The organism is Thalassospiraceae bacterium LMO-JJ14 (assembly GCA_021555105.2).
Lineage (GTDB): Bacteria > Pseudomonadota > Alphaproteobacteria > Rhodospirillales > Casp-alpha2 > UBA4479.
The window spans coordinates 451,405-473,652 of record CP134604.1 but is presented as its reverse complement, the minus strand read 5'-3'; the positions used below and the strand labels follow the sequence as shown (position 1 = coordinate 473,652).

Annotated in this window: 22 protein-coding genes and 1 tRNA gene; 17 read left to right on the top strand and 6 right to left on the bottom strand. The window is 58.6% G+C overall.

Translation table 11 applies throughout. From position 1 onward, the window contains the following. The first annotated feature begins 29 nt into the window (after window positions 1-29). On the top strand, window positions 30-2,672 hold the full coding sequence (locus tag L2D14_02285; protein ID WNK00262.1) for an FAD-dependent oxidoreductase: 2,643 nt from the start codon (window positions 30-32) through the stop codon (window positions 2,670-2,672). A 158-nt stretch (window positions 2,673-2,830) separates the two neighbouring features. Here L2D14_02285 and L2D14_02280 read toward each other — a convergent pair whose 3' ends face one another. Together L2D14_02280 and L2D14_02275 are read right to left on the bottom strand one after the other, a co-directional pair. Then, on the bottom strand, window positions 2,831-4,033 hold the full coding sequence (locus tag L2D14_02280; GenBank protein ID WNK00261.1) for a hypothetical protein: 1,203 nt from the start codon (window positions 4,031-4,033) through the stop codon (window positions 2,831-2,833). 419 nt (window positions 4,034-4,452) lie between these two features. Next, window positions 4,453-4,527 (bottom strand) — tRNA-Gly (locus L2D14_02275). 246 nt (window positions 4,528-4,773) lie between these two features. Here L2D14_02275 and L2D14_02270 point away from each other — a divergent pair. From L2D14_02270 to L2D14_02250, 5 genes are all read left to right on the top strand, one after another. Beyond that, the gene (locus L2D14_02270; protein ID WNK00260.1) at window positions 4,774-5,259 is read left to right on the top strand and encodes a prolyl-tRNA synthetase associated domain-containing protein; all 486 of its coding nucleotides are present in this window, start codon (window positions 4,774-4,776) and stop codon (window positions 5,257-5,259) included. Window positions 5,260-5,421: 162 nt separating this feature from the next. Further along, window positions 5,422-6,498: a thioredoxin gene (trxA, locus tag L2D14_02265; protein WNK00259.1), complete on the top strand. Its 1,077-nt coding sequence runs from the start codon at window positions 5,422-5,424 to the stop codon at window positions 6,496-6,498. A gap of 15 nt (window positions 6,499-6,513) precedes the next feature. After that, complete coding sequence (locus L2D14_02260; protein ID WNK00258.1) at window positions 6,514-7,308, top strand: LON peptidase substrate-binding domain-containing protein; 795 nt, start codon at window positions 6,514-6,516, stop codon at window positions 7,306-7,308. Then, window positions 7,223-7,441 (top strand): Trm112 family protein, encoded by a 219-nt coding sequence (locus L2D14_02255; protein WNK00257.1) that lies wholly within the window; start codon window positions 7,223-7,225, stop codon window positions 7,439-7,441. The genes L2D14_02260 and L2D14_02255 overlap by 86 nt, the downstream gene beginning before the upstream one ends. A gap of 14 nt (window positions 7,442-7,455) precedes the next feature. Further along, window positions 7,456-7,830, top strand: a complete 375-nt coding sequence (locus L2D14_02250) for a DUF971 domain-containing protein (protein ID WNK00256.1) — start codon at window positions 7,456-7,458, stop codon at window positions 7,828-7,830. On the opposite strand, the gene L2D14_02245 is transcribed toward L2D14_02250, so the two are convergent. Both L2D14_02245 and L2D14_02240 read right to left on the bottom strand, forming a co-directional pair. Next, on the bottom strand, window positions 7,814-8,101 hold the full coding sequence (locus tag L2D14_02245) for an MliC family protein (GenBank protein WNK00255.1): 288 nt from the start codon (window positions 8,099-8,101) through the stop codon (window positions 7,814-7,816). The genes L2D14_02250 and L2D14_02245 overlap by 17 nt on opposite strands. Beyond that, a complete protein-coding gene (locus tag L2D14_02240) occupies window positions 8,098-9,348 on the bottom strand; it encodes a UbiH/UbiF/VisC/COQ6 family ubiquinone biosynthesis hydroxylase (GenBank protein ID WNK00254.1) in 1,251 nt (416 codons plus the stop codon). The genes L2D14_02245 and L2D14_02240 overlap by 4 nt, the downstream gene beginning before the upstream one ends. 300 nt (window positions 9,349-9,648) lie before the next feature. On the opposite strand from L2D14_02240, the gene L2D14_02235 reads away from it, so the two are divergent. The 6 genes from L2D14_02235 to L2D14_02210 all read left to right on the top strand — a co-directional run bounded on the left by L2D14_02235 (window position 9,649) and on the right by L2D14_02210 (window position 16,475). Then, window positions 9,649-9,987 carry a P-II family nitrogen regulator gene (locus L2D14_02235; protein ID WNK00253.1) on the top strand — a complete coding sequence of 113 codons (339 nt, stop codon included), beginning with the start codon at window positions 9,649-9,651 and terminating at the stop codon, window positions 9,985-9,987. 13 nt (window positions 9,988-10,000) lie between these two features. Next, entirely contained in the window at window positions 10,001-11,371 is a 1,371-nt protein-coding gene (gene amt, locus L2D14_02230) for an ammonium transporter (GenBank protein WNK00252.1), read from the top strand. A gap of 406 nt (window positions 11,372-11,777) precedes the next feature. Next, window positions 11,778-14,222, top strand: coding sequence for a DNA translocase FtsK (locus L2D14_02225; protein WNK00251.1), 2,445 nt, complete (start codon window positions 11,778-11,780; stop codon window positions 14,220-14,222). 175 nt (window positions 14,223-14,397) lie between these two features. Then, the gene (locus L2D14_02220) at window positions 14,398-15,156 is read left to right on the top strand and encodes a DUF3800 domain-containing protein (GenBank protein WNK00250.1); all 759 of its coding nucleotides are present in this window, start codon (window positions 14,398-14,400) and stop codon (window positions 15,154-15,156) included. Between the two features lie 242 nt (window positions 15,157-15,398). Further along, a complete protein-coding gene (locus L2D14_02215; protein WNK00249.1) occupies window positions 15,399-15,761 on the top strand; it encodes a hypothetical protein in 363 nt (120 codons plus the stop codon). A gap of 69 nt (window positions 15,762-15,830) precedes the next feature. Continuing rightward, window positions 15,831-16,475 (top strand): outer membrane lipoprotein carrier protein LolA, encoded by a 645-nt coding sequence (locus L2D14_02210; GenBank protein WNK00248.1) that lies wholly within the window; start codon window positions 15,831-15,833, stop codon window positions 16,473-16,475. Window positions 16,476-16,704: 229 nt separating this feature from the next. Here L2D14_02210 and L2D14_02205 read toward each other — a convergent pair whose 3' ends face one another. After that, window positions 16,705-17,394 carry a response regulator transcription factor gene (locus L2D14_02205; protein ID WNK00247.1) on the bottom strand — a complete coding sequence of 230 codons (690 nt, stop codon included), beginning with the start codon at window positions 17,392-17,394 and terminating at the stop codon, window positions 16,705-16,707. Window positions 17,395-17,513: 119 nt separating this feature from the next. On the opposite strand from L2D14_02205, the gene ribA reads away from it, so the two are divergent. From ribA to L2D14_02190, 3 genes are all read left to right on the top strand, one after another. Further along, window positions 17,514-18,680: a GTP cyclohydrolase II gene (gene ribA, locus L2D14_02200; GenBank protein ID WNK00246.1), complete on the top strand. Its 1,167-nt coding sequence runs from the start codon at window positions 17,514-17,516 to the stop codon at window positions 18,678-18,680. Between the two features lie 178 nt (window positions 18,681-18,858). Continuing rightward, window positions 18,859-19,596 carry a hypothetical protein gene (locus L2D14_02195; protein WNK00245.1) on the top strand — a complete coding sequence of 246 codons (738 nt, stop codon included), beginning with the start codon at window positions 18,859-18,861 and terminating at the stop codon, window positions 19,594-19,596. A 79-nt stretch (window positions 19,597-19,675) separates the two neighbouring features. Beyond that, complete coding sequence (locus tag L2D14_02190; protein WNK00244.1) at window positions 19,676-20,182, top strand: L,D-transpeptidase family protein; 507 nt, start codon at window positions 19,676-19,678, stop codon at window positions 20,180-20,182. A gap of 6 nt (window positions 20,183-20,188) precedes the next feature. Here L2D14_02190 and L2D14_02185 read toward each other — a convergent pair whose 3' ends face one another. Further along, a complete protein-coding gene (locus L2D14_02185) occupies window positions 20,189-20,872 on the bottom strand; it encodes a YggS family pyridoxal phosphate-dependent enzyme (GenBank protein ID WNK00243.1) in 684 nt (227 codons plus the stop codon). Between the two features lie 93 nt (window positions 20,873-20,965). On the opposite strand from L2D14_02185, the gene L2D14_02180 reads away from it, so the two are divergent. Both L2D14_02180 and L2D14_02175 read left to right on the top strand, forming a co-directional pair. Further along, window positions 20,966-21,508 carry a thiamine phosphate synthase gene (locus L2D14_02180; GenBank protein ID WNK00242.1) on the top strand — a complete coding sequence of 181 codons (543 nt, stop codon included), beginning with the start codon at window positions 20,966-20,968 and terminating at the stop codon, window positions 21,506-21,508. A gap of 135 nt (window positions 21,509-21,643) precedes the next feature. Further along, window positions 21,644-22,195: a DUF3576 domain-containing protein gene (locus L2D14_02175; protein ID WNK00241.1), complete on the top strand. Its 552-nt coding sequence runs from the start codon at window positions 21,644-21,646 to the stop codon at window positions 22,193-22,195. Window positions 22,196-22,248: the final 53 nt, after the last annotated feature.

Genomic DNA, 22,248 nt, shown 5'->3' with positions numbered 1-22,248 from the left:
AAAAGCGCCCCGCACGGAGTCTCCAGTCAATGAGCGATATTGCCGACAAACCGTTTCCCAGTTATCTCGAAATGCCGTCACGCCTGCCGGTGTGGTTTTGGTGGGCGTTCAGGCTGGCGACCATCGGCGTCATGCTTTTCGTTGTCTGGAAGGTCTGGACCGAACCTGAACTTGGATTTGCCCTTTTCTGGAAACTGTTGATCCCGTCGTTGCCGCTGCTGTTTGCCGTCGCACCCGGTGTCTGGCGGCAAATATGCCCAATGGCTTTCGTCAACCAGTTGCCACGGACATTTGGTTTCTCGCGCGAATTGACGTTGCCTGTGCCCGCCAAGAATCTGGCTTATTTTATTTCCGTCCTCGCCTTTTTCTTCCTGGTCAGCCTACGCCACATTTATTTCAACCAGGAACCGCTTGCGTGGATGGTGCTGGTCTTCTCTGCCCTGGGGTTGGCGTTCCTGGGCGGTGTATTCTTCAAGGGGCGGAGCGGCTGGTGCGGGACGTTCTGCCCATTGGCGCCGATCCAGAAAGCCTATGGGCATGCGCCGCTTGTTACCGTCAAGAACGGTTACTGTCCGACGTGTGTCGGTTGTCAGAAGAATTGCTACGATTTTAATCCGCGCGCGGCGTTTCTGAGCGACCTGACAGATAAAGATCTCTGGTACGCGGGGCACAAGAAATTCTTCGTTGCCGGTTTGCCGGGCTTTGCGATCGGCTTTTTTACAGCGGCCGATCCGGCGGCAACGGGGCTCCCCGCTTATTTCCTGCACATGGCAAGCTGGATCGTGACAACGCTTGGCATTTACATGGCCGCACGCATTTTCATTCGGGTTTCCGATTACCTGATCGCAGCTTTTGCGGCACTTTCCGCGTTGAATATTTTCTATTGGTTCACGGCCGAGGGGATCATTACCACGGCGTTCCATTTGGCGGGCAGCACCGCGCCGGACGGGGCGGCTTACGTTTTACAGGCAGTGGTTCTGCTGGTGAGCGCTAAAGTCATCATAAACGGATTGAAAGCAGAGCAGGATTTCCGTGCCCTTAACGACAGTACAAGTCAGCCAAAGGTCGGCGTTAAGGTCGATGCGTTGCGTGCGGGCGGTGCGAATACGGCAGACGATCTCGTTACCGATCAGGCGTCAGGACGCAGCTTCGCCGCCGACCCCGGCCGCAGCTTGCTGGATGGAATTGAGTCCGCAGGCCTCACGCAGGACTTCGGCTGCCGGATGGGGATGTGCGGCGCCGACGCCATTGCGATTGTCGACGGCATGGAGAATTTGAGCCCGCCCGGCGACGACGAACTTGCGACGCTGCGCCGTCTCGGTCTTGAAGGCCGTGCGCGCATGGCATGCGTCTGCAAAGCAAATGGCGGCGGTGTGACGATCGATCTGAATATGGATCCTAACGACCTGCCTGAACCGCCGCCGCCCGCAGACCAGATTGATCTGGCCGAAGTAACCGGGGTTCGGAAGATCGTCATCATCGGTAACGGTACATCGGGAATGGCGGCTGCAGACGAAATCCGGCGCTTGAGCCCGACATGCAAGATTGACGTCATCGCCCGCGAAAACCATCCATTCTACAATCGCATGGCTATTGGACGGCTGCTCTATGGCCGGACCGGGCTGGACGATCTCTATCTTCTCGCCCCCGACTGGTACGAAAAGAAAAATGTCGACTTGTGGCTGAACACCCGGGCGACGGATGTCGATAGAGAGAAAAAGCTCGTTAAACTCGGCACCGGGGAGAGCTTGCCATACGACAAGCTGATCATGGCACAGGGAGCTTCCGCAGCCGTCCCGCCGGCAGAGGGTGTCGACAAGCCCGGCTGTTTCGTCTTGCGCGAGGCCGTGGATGCACAGGCAATCCGCGCATGGCGGCAGGAAAAAGACTGCACCCGGGCGGTGGTTCAAGGCGGCGGTGTGCTGGGCGTGGAAGCTGCAGACGCGCTGCGGCGTCTGAACCTGGACACCACCATTGTTCAGCGGTCGGGCCGCTTAATGAACCGGGAACTGGATGAACGCGGCAGTGAACTCCTGGAGCATTTTCTGGAGACCCTCGGAATACATGTTGTGACGGGCGCCTCGGTTGCGGCAATCAAAGGCGATGATCGTGTAGAAGGCATTGAACTGACCAACGGAGATATCATTCCGGCGAATCTGTTTGTGACCTGTGCCGGGGTCAAAGCCAATACGGCGTTGCCGGAAAAGATCGGGTTGGAGGTGAACCGCGGCATCGTCGTCGATGCGCAAATGCGTACTTCGGACCCGGATATTCTGGCTGTCGGTGACGTTGCCGAATTACCCGGGACGGTTGGCGGACTTTGGGCCGTCGGCACGGCGCAGGCAGCGGTTGCCGCCCAGGTCCTGTTCGGCAGGGAAGCCGCCTATAAAGCACCGAACACGATGGTCAGTCTCAAAATGGACGGCATCGATGTGAAAGGGTATGGAAATCTGGAAACCGGTGATGACGTCATCGACGTGTCCGAACCAGCGGATTCCGGTAACCTCCACCGGCGCCTGGTGATCAAGGATGGCATACTCAAGGGCGCGGTCTTCGTCGGACCCCCGGGGACCGGTAAGGACCTGGCTCAAGTCATCCAGTCTCAGGTTGATTTGTCGCCCATCATCGGCCGGCTTCAGGAAGGAGACTGGAAAGCACTGGGCGAGGTCTGATCCAAACTTATGTCAGATCGTGAATTTTTCGGTTCTGACTAGAAGCGGTCTTCCCTATCGGCATAGCATTTCATCTGATTAAAATTTGGAAGCGGCCACTGCGTGGGAAGACGGCCTAGGTCTGTTAATGGCCCTAAACGGACCGGATCTTCAGAATGCTATTTAACCGGTAGCAGATTCCATAGTCGTTCTGCGTTGCCATGTGCAATGGCGTGGGCGTGAGCGCCCGGTATTGTTGCCAAGACTTTTCGCCACACCTCAACTTGAGGCAGGAACATATCATTCCAGTGAAAGTAAAAAACATTGTCAAAAGCGAGGACAAAACGATCAGGGTGTGCCAAGACGAGCTTGTGCCATTCCGGGGCAAAGCCAGAATTTATTATCATTCGCGTCCATGGCTGCTTGTTGTGTCTATAGGCAATAGGATTACAGTGCGACGTGATGAAAAACAGGTTTGGATGCTTGGGGAGGAGCCGCTCGGCATCTTTTGCGTCCAGCTGGCCCATATGAATCAATCCAATCGGCACATCTCGATTCGCGGCAATAACAGCCTCTAGATTCTCCAGGTATTCTGATTTTTTCGACCCCATGGCCCGAAACTCGATATGGGCGATGAACGGAATGCCCTTTTGCCTTGACGCCTCAAGCATCATAGACGCACGCGGGTCACTCGGATCCATGGTCGATTCTCCAGCTCCGACACCCTTCTTTGCAGCGTGCCACATGATGACTTCCGCAATGGCACGGTAGTCATAGTTTCCGAGTTCCTTTTTGAAGAGATCGGCATAATTTGCCTTCCCTTTGGTGAAGGATCTGGTCTTGGTCTTTGCCGCCGGGATGATGCGATCCGGATACCGCGCAGCAAATGCCAGAACATCTGTTGATGGCTGCTTAAACCGTGTTGAGAGAATGACCTTGGAAACCCCAGCCTGATCGAGCATCGGGACAATAGAACTGAGGTCGGTATCTGCATCGATCTGGCTGTGAACGTCAATAATCGGCCCTTGCCAAAGGCCCTCGTTGGATACGTTTGCTTGGACCTGAGAACTGCTGCCTTTGGCAGGCTTTTCTTCGTCGCTCGACTGACCTCCGAAGAAACGGATCAGTTCGTCGAGACTTAGATAATTATCTTTATCCCCATCAATTTTCTTGAACCCTTTTGGATTGCGATTCCACTCGTCTTTATCTATGCGTCCGTCACCATTGGCATCCATGGTCTTGAGAACCTGATTGGCATCCTTCGCTTCGACATCTTTGCCGGTGAACACCAGGACGGAAACGAACAAAAATATGGTGGCCAGCGAGAAACATAGTTTCTGCATATCTAACAACCCCCGTTTGAAAATCTGAATAACCCACAATATGCAGCTTAAATCCGCGCCAAATCGACACAATGATTTGGATCAGTCATCAGATCGGCAATTGCGAATAGTGGATCGTTTTGAGGTCACCGAGATAACAGTGGCTCGACTACGTGAGTATATCGGTCATCGGTTGGATCAGGTAAGGGTTGGATCAGGTAAGCAGCGGAACTTAAACACGTTCAGTTTCATGACCTCAGGCACACGTATGCATCGCGCTTGCTTCAAGGCGGTGTAACTTTGTATGACGCCATGCACCTGATGGGACACAAGTCGCTTCGTTTGGTGCAACGTTCTGCACACCTCGCACCTGACGATCAAAAGGGGCACTTACGTGCATCGGGAAACATTTGGCACGATTTGGGCGCAGTGGCCTCAAATCCCCAAACCGCAACAATGGCTATGTCTCCGGAAAAGAATGGAGCGGGCGATGAGATTCGAACTCACGACTTCAACCTTGGCAAGGTTGCGCTCTACCCCTGAGCTACGCCCGCGCCGAGGGTAACTTCCGACAACGCCGAAAGCAGCCGGGATAATACGCATCGCGTAACCGTTTTCAAGCGCGAAATGCTAATTTTTTCAGGGTTTGCATATCGCCGCCTCAGAGCATTGTAACAGGGCATTGTAACAGGGCATTGTAACAGGGCATTGTCATTGGGCTTTGCAATCGACCCGGCTACGGCCCGGCGGACGGCGGGCGGTCTTGTTCCGCATTCGGTCCCGGCTTACGATCTGCCGCCATGCATACACGCGAAACCCTGCTCGAAATCCTTGCCGCCCTCGATATTGCAAGCCGGACTTTCGACCACCCCCCGGTGCACACTGTCGAAGAAGCCAAGGCCGTACGCGGAAAAATGGTCGGCGCGCACTCGAAAAACCTGTTTCTTAAAGACAAGAAGGGCCGGATGTATCTGCTCAGCGCGCTCGAAGACCGGCAAATCGACCTGAAATCCCTCTGCGCAAGGCTTTCGACAAAAAGCCTGTCATTCGCCAGCGCCGAGCGGCTGATGACTTATCTTGGTGTCGAGCCCGGTTCCGTGACCCCGTTCGGCGTCATCAACGACAGCGAAAATCAGGTGACGATGGCACTCGATGCCGGCCTGATGGAATTCGATACCGTCAATTTTCATCCCCTGGTCAACACCGCAACGACGGCGCTGCACCCCCGCGACCTGATCCGGTTTCTTGAGAGCTGTGGGCATGCACCGCTGATCCTTGAATTGTGAATTTTATGATTCCATCGAAAAATGCATGGTTTTCATAAGGAATTCATCGGGGAATCTGCGCCACGGCCCCTTGCCGTCCGGCTTGCGGCCGTCCATTTATAGGGGAACGAAGACACTATATTATATATAGCCCAACCCGGGCGAAGACGTGAGGAAGACGGCATGGAGTTTGTAATCAATCCCGACGGCAGTATGTCCCCGAAACAACCGGGTTCCGGCGAGGGCGATGCGCAAGGCGCGCAGCCGCACCCGCAGGCGGCGCCGCAGCAGGCCGCACCGATGGGTGCGCCCGAGGCGCCTGCCCCCGGTATCGTCCTCGACCCTTCATCGTCCGAAGGCATGGATGCCCGGCCGGTCGGTGGTCCGGCGGGCGGCGAACTGATCAAGGATTCCGATACCGACCGTTTCATGGCCGATGTCATTGACGCCTCGGCTCAGGTGCCGGTGATCGTCGACTTCTGGGCGCCGTGGTGCGGCCCGTGCAAACAACTCGGGCCGATGCTCGAAAAGCTGGTCCGCGAAGCCGGCGGCACCGTCAGAATGGTCAAGATCAACGTCGATGAAAACCAGCAGCTGGCGGCGCAGATGCGCGTGCAGTCGATCCCCGCCGTTTATGCCTTCAAGGACGGCCAACCGGTTGATGGCTTCATGGGTGCACTGCCGGAAAGCCAGCTCAAGACTTTCATCGAAAAACTGACCGGTGGCGTCAAGGGCGCGCTGGACCAGGTCCTTGAGCAGGCCGATGCCGAGCTCGAAGGCGGCGATGCGTTGCAGGCACTGGCACTGTATGGCGAAGCGCAACAGCAAAGCCCTGAAAATGAGCATGCCATCGCCGGCATGATCCGCGCCGCCGTCGCCGCCGGCGAAAACGATACCGCGCGGGACATGATCGAAGGGCTGCCGGAAGCCTGGAAAATGAAAGGCCCCATCGCCGCCGCGATCTCGGCGTTCCAGCTCGAGGAAGAGACCGAAGACAGCGGCGACCTCGCCGAGTTGCAGCAAAAAGCCGACGCCGACCCCGCCGACCTGCAGGCCCGATACGATCTGGCGCTGGCGCAATACGCGGCAAAGCGCAACGAAGCCGCGATCGACACGTTGCTGGAAATAATCGCCCGTAAGAAAGACTGGAACGACGGCGCGGCGCGCGAACAGCTGATCAAGATCTTCGATGCCCTGGGCCCGACGCACGAATTGACCACCAGCGGCCGGCGGCGTTTGTCGTCAGTGCTGTTTTCCTGAGCCGCCGGTACCGCGATGCTTGAGCGCCCCCGCACCCTGAGCCCGGAGACACTGCCCGATATCCTGGCGGTCTTTCCGCTGCCCGGCGCCATGCTTTTGCCGGGCGGGCAGCTGCCTTTGAACATTTTCGAGCCGCGCTATCTGAACATGATCGAGGATGCCCTGCGCACCCCCGGCCGGCTGATCGGCATGATCCAGCCCGTCGCCGAACAGGACGAACACCTGATCGCCGATGGCGTGAGGCTCTATGAAATCGGCTGTGCCGGGCGCGTGACCCAGTTCGAGGAAACCGATGACGGTTGCTATGTTATCAATCTTTCCGGCCTGATCCGCTTCAGGATCGCCGGGGAGCTGCCGCCGTTCGACGGCTATCGCCGCGTGCAACCCGACTTCACACCGTATTTAAATGACATGGCCGCAGACAATGCCGCAGACACGGGCAGGGTGGCCGGTCGCGACCGGTTGATTTCGGCGATGGCGCGTTATTTCGACACCCAGGGTATCGAGGCCGATATGTCCGGTATCGACGAAGCCCCGGATGCCTTGCTAATCGACACCCTGTCGATGACCTGCCCGCTGGAGCCCGGCGAGAAGCAGGCGCTGCTGGAATGCCCGGATACGGCTGAGCGGGCCGAGCTGCTGACCCGGATTTTGAGATTTCATCGCACGGCAACGGCTCGGCGATGCACGATATCCGCCAATAACCCATACCTGCGAGGCTGCCATGACCGCGTCCACCGCGACCGAGATCGATCCCAAGCTTCTGGAAATTCTCGTCTGCCCGCTGACCAAGGGAACGCTGCGCTATGACCGCGAGGCGCAGGAACTGATCAGCGACAAGGCCGGTCTGGCCTATCCGATCCGCGATGGCATCCCGATCATGCTTGCCGACGAAGCCCGCGAAATCGACGATGCGCCCGGCAATAATAAAAACAGCGCCTGAAAAGGATAAACACCTTGAACGACACGTTCAGCCAGAAACACCGCCCGAGCGAAATCCGCCTCAAGCGTGAGGAAAAGATTCTCGAAATCGATTTCGAAGACGGTCATACGGTCCGCCTTCCGGCGGAACTGCTCCGCGTCGAAAGCCCGTCCGCCGATGTACAGGGGCATGGGCCAGGTCAGAAAAAGACCGTTGCCGGGCGCCGTCATGTCGGCATCATGGGTCTGGAGGCGGTCGGCAATTATGCGATCCGCATCAAGTTCGATGACATGCACGATACCGGTATTTTTTCCTGGGACTATCTGCACGACATGGGTGCGCGCCAGGACGAGATGTGGGCGGGCTATCTGGCCGAGCTTGAGGAAAAGGGCCTTAGCCGCGATCCATGACGCGGCATTTCCGGATCGCCCCGTTACCGTCATCATACGTTGCGTTGCGCCCCTTGATCCAGAAGACCGTCTTGCCGTCCGTATAGCGTGCACCCGAGCCGGAAACAGCGCGGACCAGAATGATGGATTCCCGTCCCTGACGCAGGTGCATGTAATTGTCTTCGAACTGTGCCAGGACGACGCTTGAGCTGTCGCACGTGTAAAGATAATCCGTCCCCGGCCCGCCACCGGCCAGCGTCAGGAACGCAACGAGAAATGCCGACGTGTTCAACGCTGCATCAGGCTGGGCAGATCACCCATCAGCCCCATCGCCGAGCGCATCAGCATTTTCTTCAGCGGCGGGACGCGGTTGACGGCGCCGAGGCCAAAGTCACGAACGTGACGCAGCGGCGCGATATCGTTCGAGAACAGCCGGTTCAGCCCGTCGGTGACCGCCAGCATCAGCGTATTGTCGAAGCGACGCCAGCGCTGATAACGCTGTAAAACGGATGGCGCGCCGATATCGAGGCCCAGCCGTTTCGCCTCGCCGAGCACATCGGCGAGCGCCGCCACATCCCGATACCCCATGTTCAGGCCCTGCCCCGCAATCGGATGCATGCCGTGATCGGCATCGCCGATCAGAACCAGCCGCTTGTCGATCGATGTGCGGGCGAACTGCAATCCGAGCGGATGACAAAAGCGCGGGCCGACAATCTCGATATTGCCCATGAAATCGCCGAAACGTTTCGACAGTTCCTGGGTGAAGGTCCTGTCGTCCAGCGAGACCATGGCGCGGGCATGGCCGGCGCGTTCCGTCCAGACAACCGAAGAACGGCAGCCCGGTCTTTCCGCCGTCCCCCTGAGCGGCAGGATGGCGAACGGACCCGCGGGCAGGAAATGTTCATGCGCGACAAAGGCATGCGGTATTTCATGCTCGACGGTGCAGACGATGGCATCCTGCGGGTAGCGCCAGTCGGTGATCTTGATGCCGGCAGCTTCGCGGGTTTTCGAGCCGCGCCCGTCGGCGGCAATGGCAAGGGATGCGCGAACTTCGCGGCCGTCGCTCAGCCGTGCCCTGGCACCGTTGGCATCGCGCTCGAGGCTTTCAACCCTGAACGGCGCCAGAAACGTTACCTTCGCATCGCCCTTAAGGGCCTGTACGGCGGCTTTGCGAATATGGCGGTTTTCGGCGAGATAGCCGAGTGGCCCTTCGCCGACATCTTCATGGTCATAGTGCAGAAACAGCGGCGAAGCCCCGTCAGCAACCCGGATGTCGAGGATCGGCGCCACATCGTCCACCAGATGCGGCCAGACCCCGATGGCACTGAGCAGTCTTTCGGAAGCGGCCGCAATCGCCGATGCCCGCCCGTCAAAGGCGGCGTCAATGGCATCGGCGGGGTCGGTGCCGTCAACGACGACGACCTGAAAGCCCGTCTGCGAGAGCGCCCGCGCGGCAACGCTGCCGACGAGCCCGCCGCCAACGATCAGGATATCCGCCGTCAACGGCGAGGTCTTTGATGTGTCTGCAACCATACGCATCTAGGTGCCTTGGCAGCGGCATTCTGTCCAGTCGAATTTAATCGACTATTTTGCCTAATTATTAATCATGACTCTATTGTGCATAAAAGATAAGCATATATTCGGCCCCCTTTTTCCCCAAATAACATCTCAATATCATCTAATGCATTGAATTTAAACGCGTAATTCTTTCGTTCAGAACTTGGCACGAACCTTGATTAATGAACGCAGCGGCCCTGTGGGTCCACGTAATGTGCAAGGGGGATCTGCCGTCGTTTAGGCACGCTCGGCAAGCCCTGAAATCAACGGAAGGAGTTCAACATGAAAATGATCATGGCGGTCATCAAGCCGTTCAAGCTCGAGGAGGTCCGCGAAGCGCTGACCCCGCTCGGCATTGAAGGCATGACCGTATCCGAGGTTAAAGGTTTCGGCCGTCAAAAAGGTCAGGCCGAAATTTATCGTGGCGCGGAGTATCAAGTGAACTTCCTGCCGAAGGTCAAAATCGAAATCGCTTGTGTCGACGACCTCGTCGAACAAGTCGTCGAAACGGTTCAGAAAACCGCCATGACGGGCAAAATCGGGGACGGCAAGATTTTCGTCTACGCCCTCGACAAGGCCGTCCGGATCCGGACCGGTGAGTCCAATGCGGAAGCGCTCTAGGAGGAATGAAACTATGAACTTTGCTCGCATGAAAAAGCGCACGGCAGCGATCACCGCTTTGGCAGCGGTCGCCGTCATGATGACAGCCGCCCCGGCTATGGCGGACGTCACCACCGAGAGCGCCTACGTCTTCAACACATTCTCGTTCTTGATCCATGGCGTCCTCGTGATGTTCATGGCCGCCGGCTTTGCGATGCTGGAATCGGGTCTGGTCCGCTCCAAGAACACGGCCACGATCTGCCTCAAGAACATCGCGCTGTATTCCGTCGCCGGCATCATGTTCTACCTGATCGGGTACAACCTGATGTACGTCGACGTGCCGGAAGGCGGCTGGATGGGGGCCATTGCGCTCTTCTACAATCCGGGCGCGGATGAACTGGCGTTGATTAACGCCGACGAGGCAACCGCCGACATGGTCGCGAAAGTCGCGGACACCGGCTACTCGGTCGCTTCCGACTGGTTCTTCCAGATGGTCTTCGTTGCAACCGCGGCGTCCATCGTCTCCGGTACGGTCGCCGAACGCATCAAGTTCTGGCCGTTCATGATCTTCACGGTCGTGCTCACCGGTGTCATCTACCCGATCCAGGCTTCGTGGGTGTGGGGCGGTGGCTGGCTCGACGCAATGGGCTTCTCCGACTTCGCCGGCTCCACGCTGGTGCACTCGTGCGGCGGCTGGGCAGCGTTGACCGGTGCCATCATCCTCGGCGCGCGTAAAGGTAAGTACGGCTCCGACGGGTCCATCCGGGCACTGCCGGGCGCGAACATCCCGCTCGCCACGTTGGGTACTTTCATCCTGTGGTTCGGCTGGTTCGGTTTCAACGGTGGCTCGCAGCTCGCGCTGGGTTCCGCTCTTGACGCCGCTGCGATCTCGATCGTTTACGTCAACACCAACCTGGCGGCTGCCGCCGGCGTTGTCGTAGCGATGATCCTGGCACAGCTGATCTACAAGAAAGTCGACGTTTCTCTGGCGCTGAACGGTGCCATCGGCGGTCTCGTTGCCATCACCGCGGGTCCCGACCTTCAGAACCACTTCATCGCCATGATCGTCGGTGGTGTCGGTGGTGCGCTGGTCGTCTTTGCGGTGCCGCTGATCGACAAACTGAAGATCGATGACGTTGTCGGTGCCATCTCGGCTCACCTCGTCGCCGGTATCTGGGGCACGCTGTGCGTCGGTATCTTCGGTGGCGGCTCCATCGTCACCCAGGCAATCGGCATTGTTTCGATCGGCGTCTTCGTCATCGTCAGCAGCGCCATCGTCTGGATGATCCTGAAAGTCACCATGGGCATCCGTGTCACGGAAGAGGACGAAGAGCTCGGCCTCGACCGTGCGGAATGCGGCATGGAAGCTTATCCGGAGTTCGGAAAAGGCTCCCAAACCCTCTGATCCCCTCCGAGATCAGTTGGTTCTCCCCGAAAGCCGGGCGGTTTACCGCCCGGCTTTCTCCTTTTCGGGCGGCCCCCTTTTTCGTCATCCCGGGCGAAGACCCGGGACCCATTCATCCACGGTACAGTGCGCCGACATGGGTCCCGGATCGTAACCCTCGCACGCGCAAACCTTCGGTTTGCTTGCTCGGCTAACGTCCGGGATGACGTGTAAAGAAGTCGCGTCTCGAAGGATAAGCGGGGTCGGCGAATCGAGATGCACGGATTCGTGAAACCGCTTCATCGGCGACAACAAGAGCTTCCGCTAAGCCCCCGATATTTAGTGGTTAATTTGCATTTACCATCCATCCCTTCCCGGCCTGCGAAGCGTTAATCTCTTGGTAAGAAACGACGCTTACGACGGGTGTATGACCGTATTGCGCTCAAACACTTCAGGCCGATCATCCGAGCCCCTTCTGCCCGCGTCGCTGACCGCCGCGCTGAAACGCCGCGGCTGGCAGATGACCGGCATGGCCCTGATCGCCGTTGCCGCCATCATCGGCGCGGCCATTCTTTCCTATGCGCCGGGCGATCCGTCGCTGAACAGTGCCACCGACAATCCGCCGATCAATCTGGCCGGTCACTGGGGCGCCGTGTTTTCCGATCTCGTCTTACAGGTCGTCGGCTACGCCGCCCTGATCGTGCCGGCAGCGCTGGCCGTCTGGGCCGCCATGATTCTGACGCACGGCAGCCTGGCGAAGCCCGTCGGGCGGCTCGGCTGGCTGATTCTCGCCGTCATACTCAGTGCCGTCGCACTTTCCGGCATCACGACGCCTGCAGGCTGGCCATTGGCGGCCGGTCTTGGCGGCGTCGCCGGATCGCTGGCCTATCATGAACTGGTGATGTGGGCCGGGCGACTCGGCATCCGCCCCGCTGCCGACATTACACTGTGGACCATGAGTTCGCTCGCCGCCGCTGCTGGCGTCATTTCGCTGGGCATGGGCCCGCGCGACTGGCTGGCCGCCGCCAAGGCCGGCTGGCAAGGACTGAAAAAGGCTTATGCCTTCGCGTTTACAGCCTTTGGCGCCGCGCGCGATCTCGGCGAACGGGCACAGGATCTGGGCGGGCGTGTCCGCAGCCTGATACCGGCGCCGCACACCGGTGCGGGTGCCGCCACAGCAGACGACGACATCGATGATGATGACGAAGATGAAGACGGCTATCAGGGCGGTGCGCTCGATGCGGCGTTCACCCCGGCGTCCCGGTCATCGTCGCAAAAGGCACCGGTCGTCGATCCGCGTCCGAAACGCGCCAAGACCGGACGCAAGGCGCAGGCCCGGCGTCAACAGACATTACCACTGGGCGGCGAGGAAGACTACGTACAGCCGCCGCTGGAGATTCTCGACATCGCGCAGTCAACCCGCGAGGAAACCCGCGAGAGCCGCGAGGCGCTGCAGCAGAATGCGCGCTATCTGTCGACGGTGCTTGAGGAATACGGCGTCAAGGGCGAGATCGTGAAGGTACGCCCGGGCCCGGTCGTCACCCTTTATGAGCTTGAGCCCGCACCGGGCACTAAAACATCGCGCGTCATCGGCCTGTCCGACGATATCGCACGCTCCATGAGCGCCGTTTCCGTTCGTGTCGCCGTCGTGCCGGGCCGCAACGTCATCGGTATCGAAATGCCGAACGCACACCGTGAAATGGTTCATCTGCGCGAACTGCTGGCGTCCAGCGATTTCGAGAAAACCAAGGCCGAACTGCCGCTGGCGCTCGGCAAGGACATCGGCGGCGGTCCGGTCACGGTCGATCTGGCGCGCATGCCGCACCTGCTGATCGCCGGCACCACCGGGTCCGGCAAGTCGGTGGCCATGAACACCATGATCCTGTCGCTGCTCTATAACCTGTCGCCCGAGCAGTGCAAATTCATCATGATCGATCCGAAGATGCTGGAACTTTCCGTGTATCAGGAAATTCCGCACCTGCTGACGCCGGTCGTCACCGACCCGACGAAGGCCGTGGTCGCGCTCAAATGGGTGGTCCGCGAGATGGAAGACCGCTACCGCAACATGAGCCAGATGGGCGTGCGCAACATCGGCGGCTATAACCAGCGTCTCGCCGAAGCCAAGAAAAAGAACGAAAACCTGACGCGCACCGTGCAGACCGGTTTCGACGACGATGGCAAGCCGATCTACGAAGAGCAACCGTTGCCGACCGATCCCCTGCCGTACATCGTCGTCGTCGTCGATGAAATGGCGGACCTGATGCTGGTCGCCGGCAAGGACGTCGAGGCCGCGATCCAGCGCCTGGCACAAATGGCCCGCGCCGCCGGCATCCATCTGATGATGGCGACACAACGCCCGTCGGTGGACGTCATCACCGGCACCATCAAGGCCAACTTCCCGTCGCGCATCTCGTTCCAGGTGACATCGAAAATCGACAGCCGCACGATCCTCGGCGAGCAGGGCGCGGAACAGCTTCTGGGCCAGGGCGACATGCTGTACATGGCCGGCGGCGGCCGCATTTCCCGTGTGCACGGCCCGTTCGTTTCCGACGAGGAAGTCGAACGTGTGGTCAGCCATCTGAAGGAACAGGCGCAGCCCGAATACATCGAGGCTGTGACCGTGGAAACCGGCGAGCCGATGTTCGGTGAGAGCGGTGGCTCCGGCGGCGGCGACTACGACGAACACTACGACCAGGCGGTGGCGCTGGTGGCCCGCGAAGGCAAGGCCTCGACCAGCTTCATCCAGCGCCATTTCCAGATCGGCTATAACCGCGCCGCACGTATCATCGAGACGATGGAACGCGAAGGCGTGGTCAGCGCCGCCAACCGCGTCGGCCGCCGCGAAGTGTTGATCGGCGATCATTCGTCGTAAACGCTCGCGGCAGCGACTTTTCCTACACCAGCCGTCGGTTACTCATCTCGTCGTTCAAAAAACCTTCCCGAATTTTTGCAACATTTTCCGGCAAAAATAGCTATGGGATTATGTAATCTCGAAAGCGCCGTAGATTTTTCCCGCAAACAGCGAATCCGAAGCTATTATTCAATACATGTACATTATGTATGTTGACGAGAGTGGCGACTCAGGACTTCAAAACTCACCGACCTCGCACTTCGCCCTGTCCGGAATCGTAGTGCATGAATCCGATTGGCGTTCCTTCATCGACACCCTTGTTCAGTTCAAAAAAACGATGAGGGGCGTATATGGATTGCCGGTACGGGCGGAGATACATGCGTCAGAGTTTATGAAGTCCCGGGTGCATGGCATGGCGAAACATGTTCGGTTCGCTATCTTACGCAATTTCCTAGACGAGCTTGCGAAAATTCAATCGATCAACGTAACCAACGTGATAATTGATAAAACTAACAAACCTGCAAACTATGACGTATTCACAACAGCGTGGCAGTACCTGTTCCAACGTTTCGAAAATACATTAATAAATGGGAACTTTCCCGGTGGGCACTCGAACGACCATGGCATGGTAATTACAGACGCGACCAACGGCACCAAGCTTATGCGTCTCATGAGACGAATGGCCGTTCACAATTATATTCCGAATATGGCCCAGTATGGCCAGGGATCACGAAACATCCCAATTACGAAAGTTATTGAAGACCCACATGGGAAAGATTCATCCGAAACCCTTCCAATCCAAGCGGCAGATGTTTGTGCTTATTTCCTGATGCAGCACTATAGTCCGAACTCATTTATTCGGAGGAAGGGTGCAAAAAACTATGTCTCTCGATTGCAGCCGATACTGAATACACATGCCCGCATCGGTCATCCACTTGGCATTGTGTATATTTAAAAGAGAGGGGGCGACCGGAGCCGCCCCAAAGAAATCCTACTTGACGGGTTCAGCCCGCTTTCAGATTTCATCTATACTATACATAAAAATACGTTAAAAATCAAGGCCTTAAAAGAGTCTGTTTTCAATAGGTTAGAAGAATGCCTCTGTATCCGGCACAAGACCTTCACGCATTTTTGTATTCGCGGTTCGCATAAAATCCGTCACAATATGGCCTTGGACAACTGCCTGGGTGGTTTGCCATGGAAGCCATCGAAAATGCCGCTTTCGTTTCCGTCGGCCGTGCCGCCGGTTTTGCCGGGCTGGCTATTTTTACCCTCATGATGGGCCTCAGCTTCGATCCGCCGCTGGCGACACGGACCGGCGGGCTGATCGGCATGGGACTTGTCGCGATCCTCGTGCTTTACGGCTGGCGCGCCGTCCGTCATCCCTACCGCCGCACCGAGGCCTGGTTGATTCTGCCCAAGGACCGCCGTCCCCCGGAAGGCATCGCCCAGCGCATCATCGGCCGCACGTTGCGTGAAACCGCCTACTGGTTCGCGGCCCGGGCGGCGGCGATATCGTCGTTTCTGCTGGTTTCCTCAGTCGCGCTCAAGTTTGTCTGAAGTCCCGCCGGGTGCGGATTGTCCGCATACGCCTTTACCTTGCCACATTGAGCGCCTAGAAACGCGATCATGAGAGCCCTTAAGAAATATCTGTTGCCGATCGCCGCGGTCATGCTTTTCGCGTTTGCCGCGCCCAGAACCGTCATGGCCGAAGGCGCCATCAACATCACGCCCGAGATCGATGCGTCGTTGAAAAAAGCGGAAGCCTATCTTGAGAGTATCAAGACCCTGCAGGCCGAGTTTCTGCAGATTTCGTCGAACGGCGAAACCGCAACCGGGGAAATTCTTCTGTCCCGGCCGAAGAACCTGCGCATCGAATACGCCCCGCCGACGCCGATCCTGATCGTCGCCAGCGGCGAATACCTGAGCTACGTCGACAAGGAGATGAAACAGGTCAATCACATCCCGCTGGATGACACCCCGGCGGCGTTCCTGTTACGGGAAAACTTCTCGTTCACCGACGGCGCCCTTAGCGTCACCGGCTTCGAGAAGGGCGCCAACACGATCCGCATCAGTGTCGTACAGGCCAAGGACCCGCTGGCCGGGGAACTGACGCTGGTATTCACGGAAAACCCGATGGTCCTGAAGAAATGGGTCATTATCGATGCTCAGGGCGTTATTACGGATCTGACCCTGATCAACAGCCGCTTTGATTTTCCGATCCCGGAAAACCGTTTTCTCGCCGTTTTCCCCGAACTCGATCTGGGCCGCTAACCACCGCCCTAAGCGCGCTCAACAAAATGGCCCGCAGCACTTTAAAATTATTCTAAAAAGAGTATATGAAACGTGCGGATGCGCGCGTCCCCCCTGCCGCACCGCTGAACGGGTCTTCCCGCTCATGACCGAGAGGTCGAAGGCGCCCGGCCAGCCATTCCTGGCACCCCAACCGGACTCCCCCCCCCTGGGACTATCCGGTGGGGTAAATTGGGCCGGGCGTCCTTTCTCAGGGAACCAGCTTGTAGCCGCCGGCCTCCGTAACCAGAAGCTTGGCGCCGGACGGGTCTTCTTCGATTTTCTGGCGCAGCCGGTAAACGTGCGTTTCCAGGGTGTGGGTGGTCACGGCGGCGTTGTAACCCCAGACCTCGTCGAGCAGCTTTTCGCGGGCAACGGCCTTGTCGCCGGCCCGGTACAGGTATTTGAGGATTGCCGTTTCCTTGTCGGTCAGGCGCACCTTGCGCTGGTCGGAATCGCGCACGAGAAGCTTGTTGGCCGGCTGAAAGGTATACGGACCAATCGCAAACACCGCATCGTCGCTGCGTTCGTGCTGGCGAATATGGGCGCGCAGCCGTGCCAGCAAAACGCCCAGCTTGAATGGCTTGGTGACGTAATCGTTGGCACCGGCATCAAGCCCGAGGATGGTGTCCGCATCCGTATCTGCACCGGTCAGCATGATGATCGGTGTGCGGACCCCGCCGCGGCGCATCAAACGGCAAACCTCGCGGCCGTCCATGTCCGGCAGCCCGACATCCAGCAGAATCATGTCGAAATTGTTTTCCTTGGTAATTTCGAGTCCTGCGGCGGCACTCAGCGCCGTGACAACCTGAAATTCTTCATGGAGCTTCAACTGCTCGCTCAACATATCCACCAGATCCTCGTCATCGTCGACAATGAGGATCCTTTTGCCGTTACTCATATGCACTTCCTTATCCGCCGAAACGCCATCGAATATCGATGCATCGTATATAGTGTGTTTTTCTTTCCAAGCCCTTATATATTAACCGGCTTTTTGCGGAAAGGTGCTAGGTTAGACAAATGAACAACCCGAATTCTGGGAATGCAGAGCTTTATGAGGTGCCGGCGGCACGTGCGCCGTTGACGGTGCTTTCGGTCGAGCGCGCCATGGGTGAGTTCAGACGCGGCCGTCCGGTCGTCGTCAAGGGTGGCGGCGGACACGCCGTGCTGGCGCTGGCCGCCGAAGCCATGAGTTCGGAAAGTCTGCAGCAGCTTCAAGACACCACCGGCAGCGCCCCGGCCCTGGCCATCACAGCCCGCCGCGCCGCCGTTCTCGGTCTCGCCGACAGCGCCGGGAAAATCGCCATTGTCAGCGGCCTTGGCGGCCTCGGTGCCGACGAGATCAGCGCCTTGGCCAATCCGCTGGTCGAGGCCGGGGTAACCCCGGAACTGCGCGAGCGGCTGCATGTCACGGTCCGCAACGACCCCGGTCATGATTGCGCGTCCGCGGCCGTGGCTCTGTCAAAAATTGCCCGGTTGCTGCCGGCCGCGGTGACGGCGCAAATCGATGACGTTGACGATGTGATCTCCTGGGCCAACCGGCACGACTTTCTGAGCGTCGATACCGGCGATGTTTTCCAGTTCGAAAGCGCTGCCGTCAGAAACCTGAAACGGGTCGGCGAGGCCCGCGTGCCGATCAGCGATGCGCACGATACACGCATCGTCGCTTTCAGGCCCGCCGACGGCGGGCGTGAACACTTGGCAATCATTGTCGGGCAACCCGACCCGGCGCACCCGGTGCTGGTCAGATTGCATTCCGAATGCTTTACCGGCGACCTGCTCGGCAGCCTGCGCTGCGACTGCGGCGACCAGCTGCAGGGCGCGCTCAGCGAAATCAAGTCCGCCGGTACCGGGATTTTGTTATATCTCGCCCAGGAAGGGCGCGGGATCGGCCTGATCAACAAACTGCGCGCCTATGAGCTGCAGGATCTCGGCTTCGACACCATGGACGCCAACGAACAACTCGGCTTCGACGCAGACGAACGCGTCTACATGCCTGCAGCCAGAATGCTGAAGCTGCTCGGCTTCCAGAAAGTGCGCCTGATGACCAATAATCCCGATAAACTGTCGGCATTGTCCCGTTATGGGGTCAATGTGGTGGAACGGGTCCAGCATGCATTCCCGGCAAATAAGCACAACGAGTTCTATCTGCAGACCAAGGCATCGCGCGCCGGGCATCAGTTCTAACAGCGCATTTGACCCGGCAGTTATTGCCCTTGCCCCGATTCCGGGTTGCATTCATCTTTTAACCTACTGATTTATCAGCATTTATGTTGGCATATACCTTGCTTATTTCCTGACGGGACACGTCGATTGACGACAGGGATATGTGACTTGGTTACGAGTCAGGGGTTTGGGACAGAGAATGCTTTCGGTAGATAATCATCTGGCATGGATGCCATCGACAATCGGCTCAGACGCCGGAACGCAAAAGCCGCCACCACAGGAAATCGCGTTCAGCCCGCCCGACGATGAGACCAAGATTAAAGAATTATCGCTTTTCGGTGAGGACGGTTTCTCATTCGCCGATCTGATCGACGTGGTCAATCCCCTGCAACACATCCCTCTTGTCTCGACATTCTACCGTGAATCCACAGGCGACGAGATCGGCGCCGCACCCCGTGTTATCGGCTCAACCCTGTTTTTCGGCCCCGTCGGCCTTGTCGGCGCTCTGGCCAATGTCTTTGTCGAGGGCAGTACCGGCAAGGATATCGGTGAGCATATGGCGTCGTGGGTGACGTCCGACGAAAGCATTGAAACCGCCAGCCTGGAGAATACCACGGCCGCACCTGGCACGGCGCATGCCACGCCCGACGCCGAGGATCCCGTGATGGCCTGGGCCAGGGCCGAATCCGATTGGGCAAGAAACAACTTGCGCAACCAGAACAGCAGCCCTGCCAAAGCCCCGCCGGAAGGGGCGTCCCCGGACAGGCCCGGCCGCGAAACGATCACCGTACCCGACGCCACATCGCTGCTCCGCGATCATCCGCCGGCTCCTCGCAAAACACCGTTCAGCGTCGAACAAATGGCCGTTCTCACCAATGACGCCCGCTCTGCTGCCTGGGCCTACGAAGTTGCCGCCAATCTGCGTCCGCAAGGCTGAAGCCGGCCGCACCGGGACCGAGCCGGTTTTTTTAAGGTTCCGGCTTTACGGAGCATACCACACATGCTGATCTTGGCGCATGATAATCCGCGTCTATGCCAATCATGTTCTCGAATACGCCGGCAAACGTTACCGGTGCGCTCTCGGCCGTGGCGGCGTTCTTCCCGACAAACACGAGGGTGACGGCGCGACGCCCAGCGGCAGGTATCGTCTGAAAAAGCTGTATATCCGCCGCGACCGCATCGGGCATATCGAGACCGGCCTGCCGGTCCGCGACATCGCTGCGGAAGACGGCTGGTGCGACGATCCGGCAAGGCCCGAATACAACCGGCCCGTCAGGTTGCCGTTTTCGGGCAGCCACGAGAAAATGTACCGCGACGATCAAGTCTATGACCTGGTAATTGAAATCAGCCACAATGACAGTCCGCCCGTACCGGGGGCCGGCAGTGCCGTCTTCATTCACATCGCGAAGCCGGATTATACCGCAACGGAAGGCTGTATCGCGCTGTCAGCAACGGATTTGATGGCATTGCTGGAAGCCTGGTCGGATCACACAGAAATAGAAATTTCCCAGGAAAGCGGATGAACGTCACTATGCCTGTGGCTGCCGCGCCCCGAAAATGGCCGTGCCGACACGGACATGGGTGGCACCGAGCGAAATCGCTTTTTCGTAATCCGCGCTCATGCCCATGCTCCTGACGGCAAGTCCGTTACGATCGGCAATTTCCGACAACAGCGCGAAATGCAGTGCCGGTTCCTCGTCCAGCGGCGGAATGCACATCAGCCCCTGAATATCGAGGCCGAGATTTTCCCTGCACTCCGATACGAAAGCATCGACGTCGCCTGGGGAAACGCCGGCTTTCTGAGGTTCCTCTCCGGTATTGACCTGGATATAACACGGTAATCGGCGCCCGGTGCGGTCAAATTCCGCAGCCAGCGCCCGGGCGATTTTCGGCCGATCGACGGTTTCAATGACATCGAACACGGCGACGGCGTTCTTGACCTTGTTGGACTGCAACGGACCGATCAGATGCAGGGTCACATCCGGATAGCGTTCCCTGAGCGCAGGCCATTTGTTTTCCGCTTCCTGCACGCGGTTTTCACCGAACAGCCGGTGTCCCGCCTGCAGCACAGGCAGGATCGAGGCCGCCTCGTGAAACTTGGACACCGCGACCAGATGGATCTCCCCGGGATCGCGCCCGGCGTCGGCCGCGGCCTTGGTGATATCCGCCCGAACAGCGGCAAGATTGCTTGCGGGATCGTTTTTCTGGGTCATAGTGCGGCCATGCGTTATTCAGTGCAGCGGACGTTATCAACTCCCCCCCGTCAAGACAATCACCGACGATGGGACGTCCCCGACTGGGTATTGATGACGGATGTCGAACGCCTGCCCGACCCGGCGCCTTACCTGCCGCACCTGCCGCCCGCCAGCGCCATCATCGTCCGCCACCCGCAAATGGACGAGGCGCATCGCATGGCTGCCGCCCTGATGCCTAAGGCGCGCCGTTATGGTGTTGCGGTTCTGCTTTCCGCCCCCTTTCCCCCGGCACTTCTCGAAGCGGACGGCATACACATTCCCGAGGCCGCGCTCGGGCGTTGGAAAGCCAGCGATATTGCGCGCCTCAACCCGGCCCTGGTGACGGCCTCGGCACATTCGCAGCGTGCCGTCATGACGGCGAAGCGGCGCGGTGTCGATGCGGTGCTTCTATCACCCGTGTTTCCGACCCGCAGTCACGGCACAGCCGCGTCGCTCGGCGTTTCGCGTTTCGCCACGATTGCCGGCACCGCCGGTCTGCCGGTCATAGCGCTTGGCGGCATAACAGAGGCGCGGATTATACGGGTGCTTCATGCCGGCGCATCGGGGCTTGCCGGGATCGGCCTGTTCAGCCCCGGCGACGCCGCGACCCCTTAGCCTCTCGGCGGGCCTTTAAGTGCGTCAAAGTCTGGTGGATTCCAATGATTTGGTGTAAGAGAGACTTCGTTCGGCGCGGCATCGGGTCATCCGTTGGCGCACCGACCGCTGGGCGAGAATAAAGGACGGTTACGCATGACATCGATTTTCCCCATGACAACCCGCAAGATGACCCGCCTGGGCACGGTCATTCTCGCTGCCTGCGTTCTGCTAACGGGCTGTGCATATTCGCCAGGTGACCCGCGCAATGAAGCCAAGGATGAAAACGAATATACGGATTACAAGACCCGTAAAACGGTCTTCGGTGACGGCGGATTAAGCTTCTTCGGCAACGACAGCAACAATAACAGTGGCGGCGCCCTTGGCGTAAACAGTTTCCTGTGGCGCGCCTCGCTGGAAACGATCTCTTTCATGCCGATCAACACCGCCGATGCCTTCGGTGGCGTTATCATCACGGACTGGTACAGCCCGCCGGAATCGCCGAGCGAGCGGTTCAAGCTCAACGTTTACATTCTCGGCCGTACATTGCGGGCGGACGGTATTAAGGTTTCGGTGTTCCGCCAGTTGCGCGACCGCAGCGGCAACTGGGCAGATGCCGTGGTGCCGGACGGGACAGCGCCGAAGGTAGAGGATTCAATTCTGACCAAGGCTCGCATGCTGCGCCACCAAACCCTAACCGCACAATAATACCGGGCCTACAGCACCCGCCTGATCCGATACAAATCGTGGCCACCGAAAAA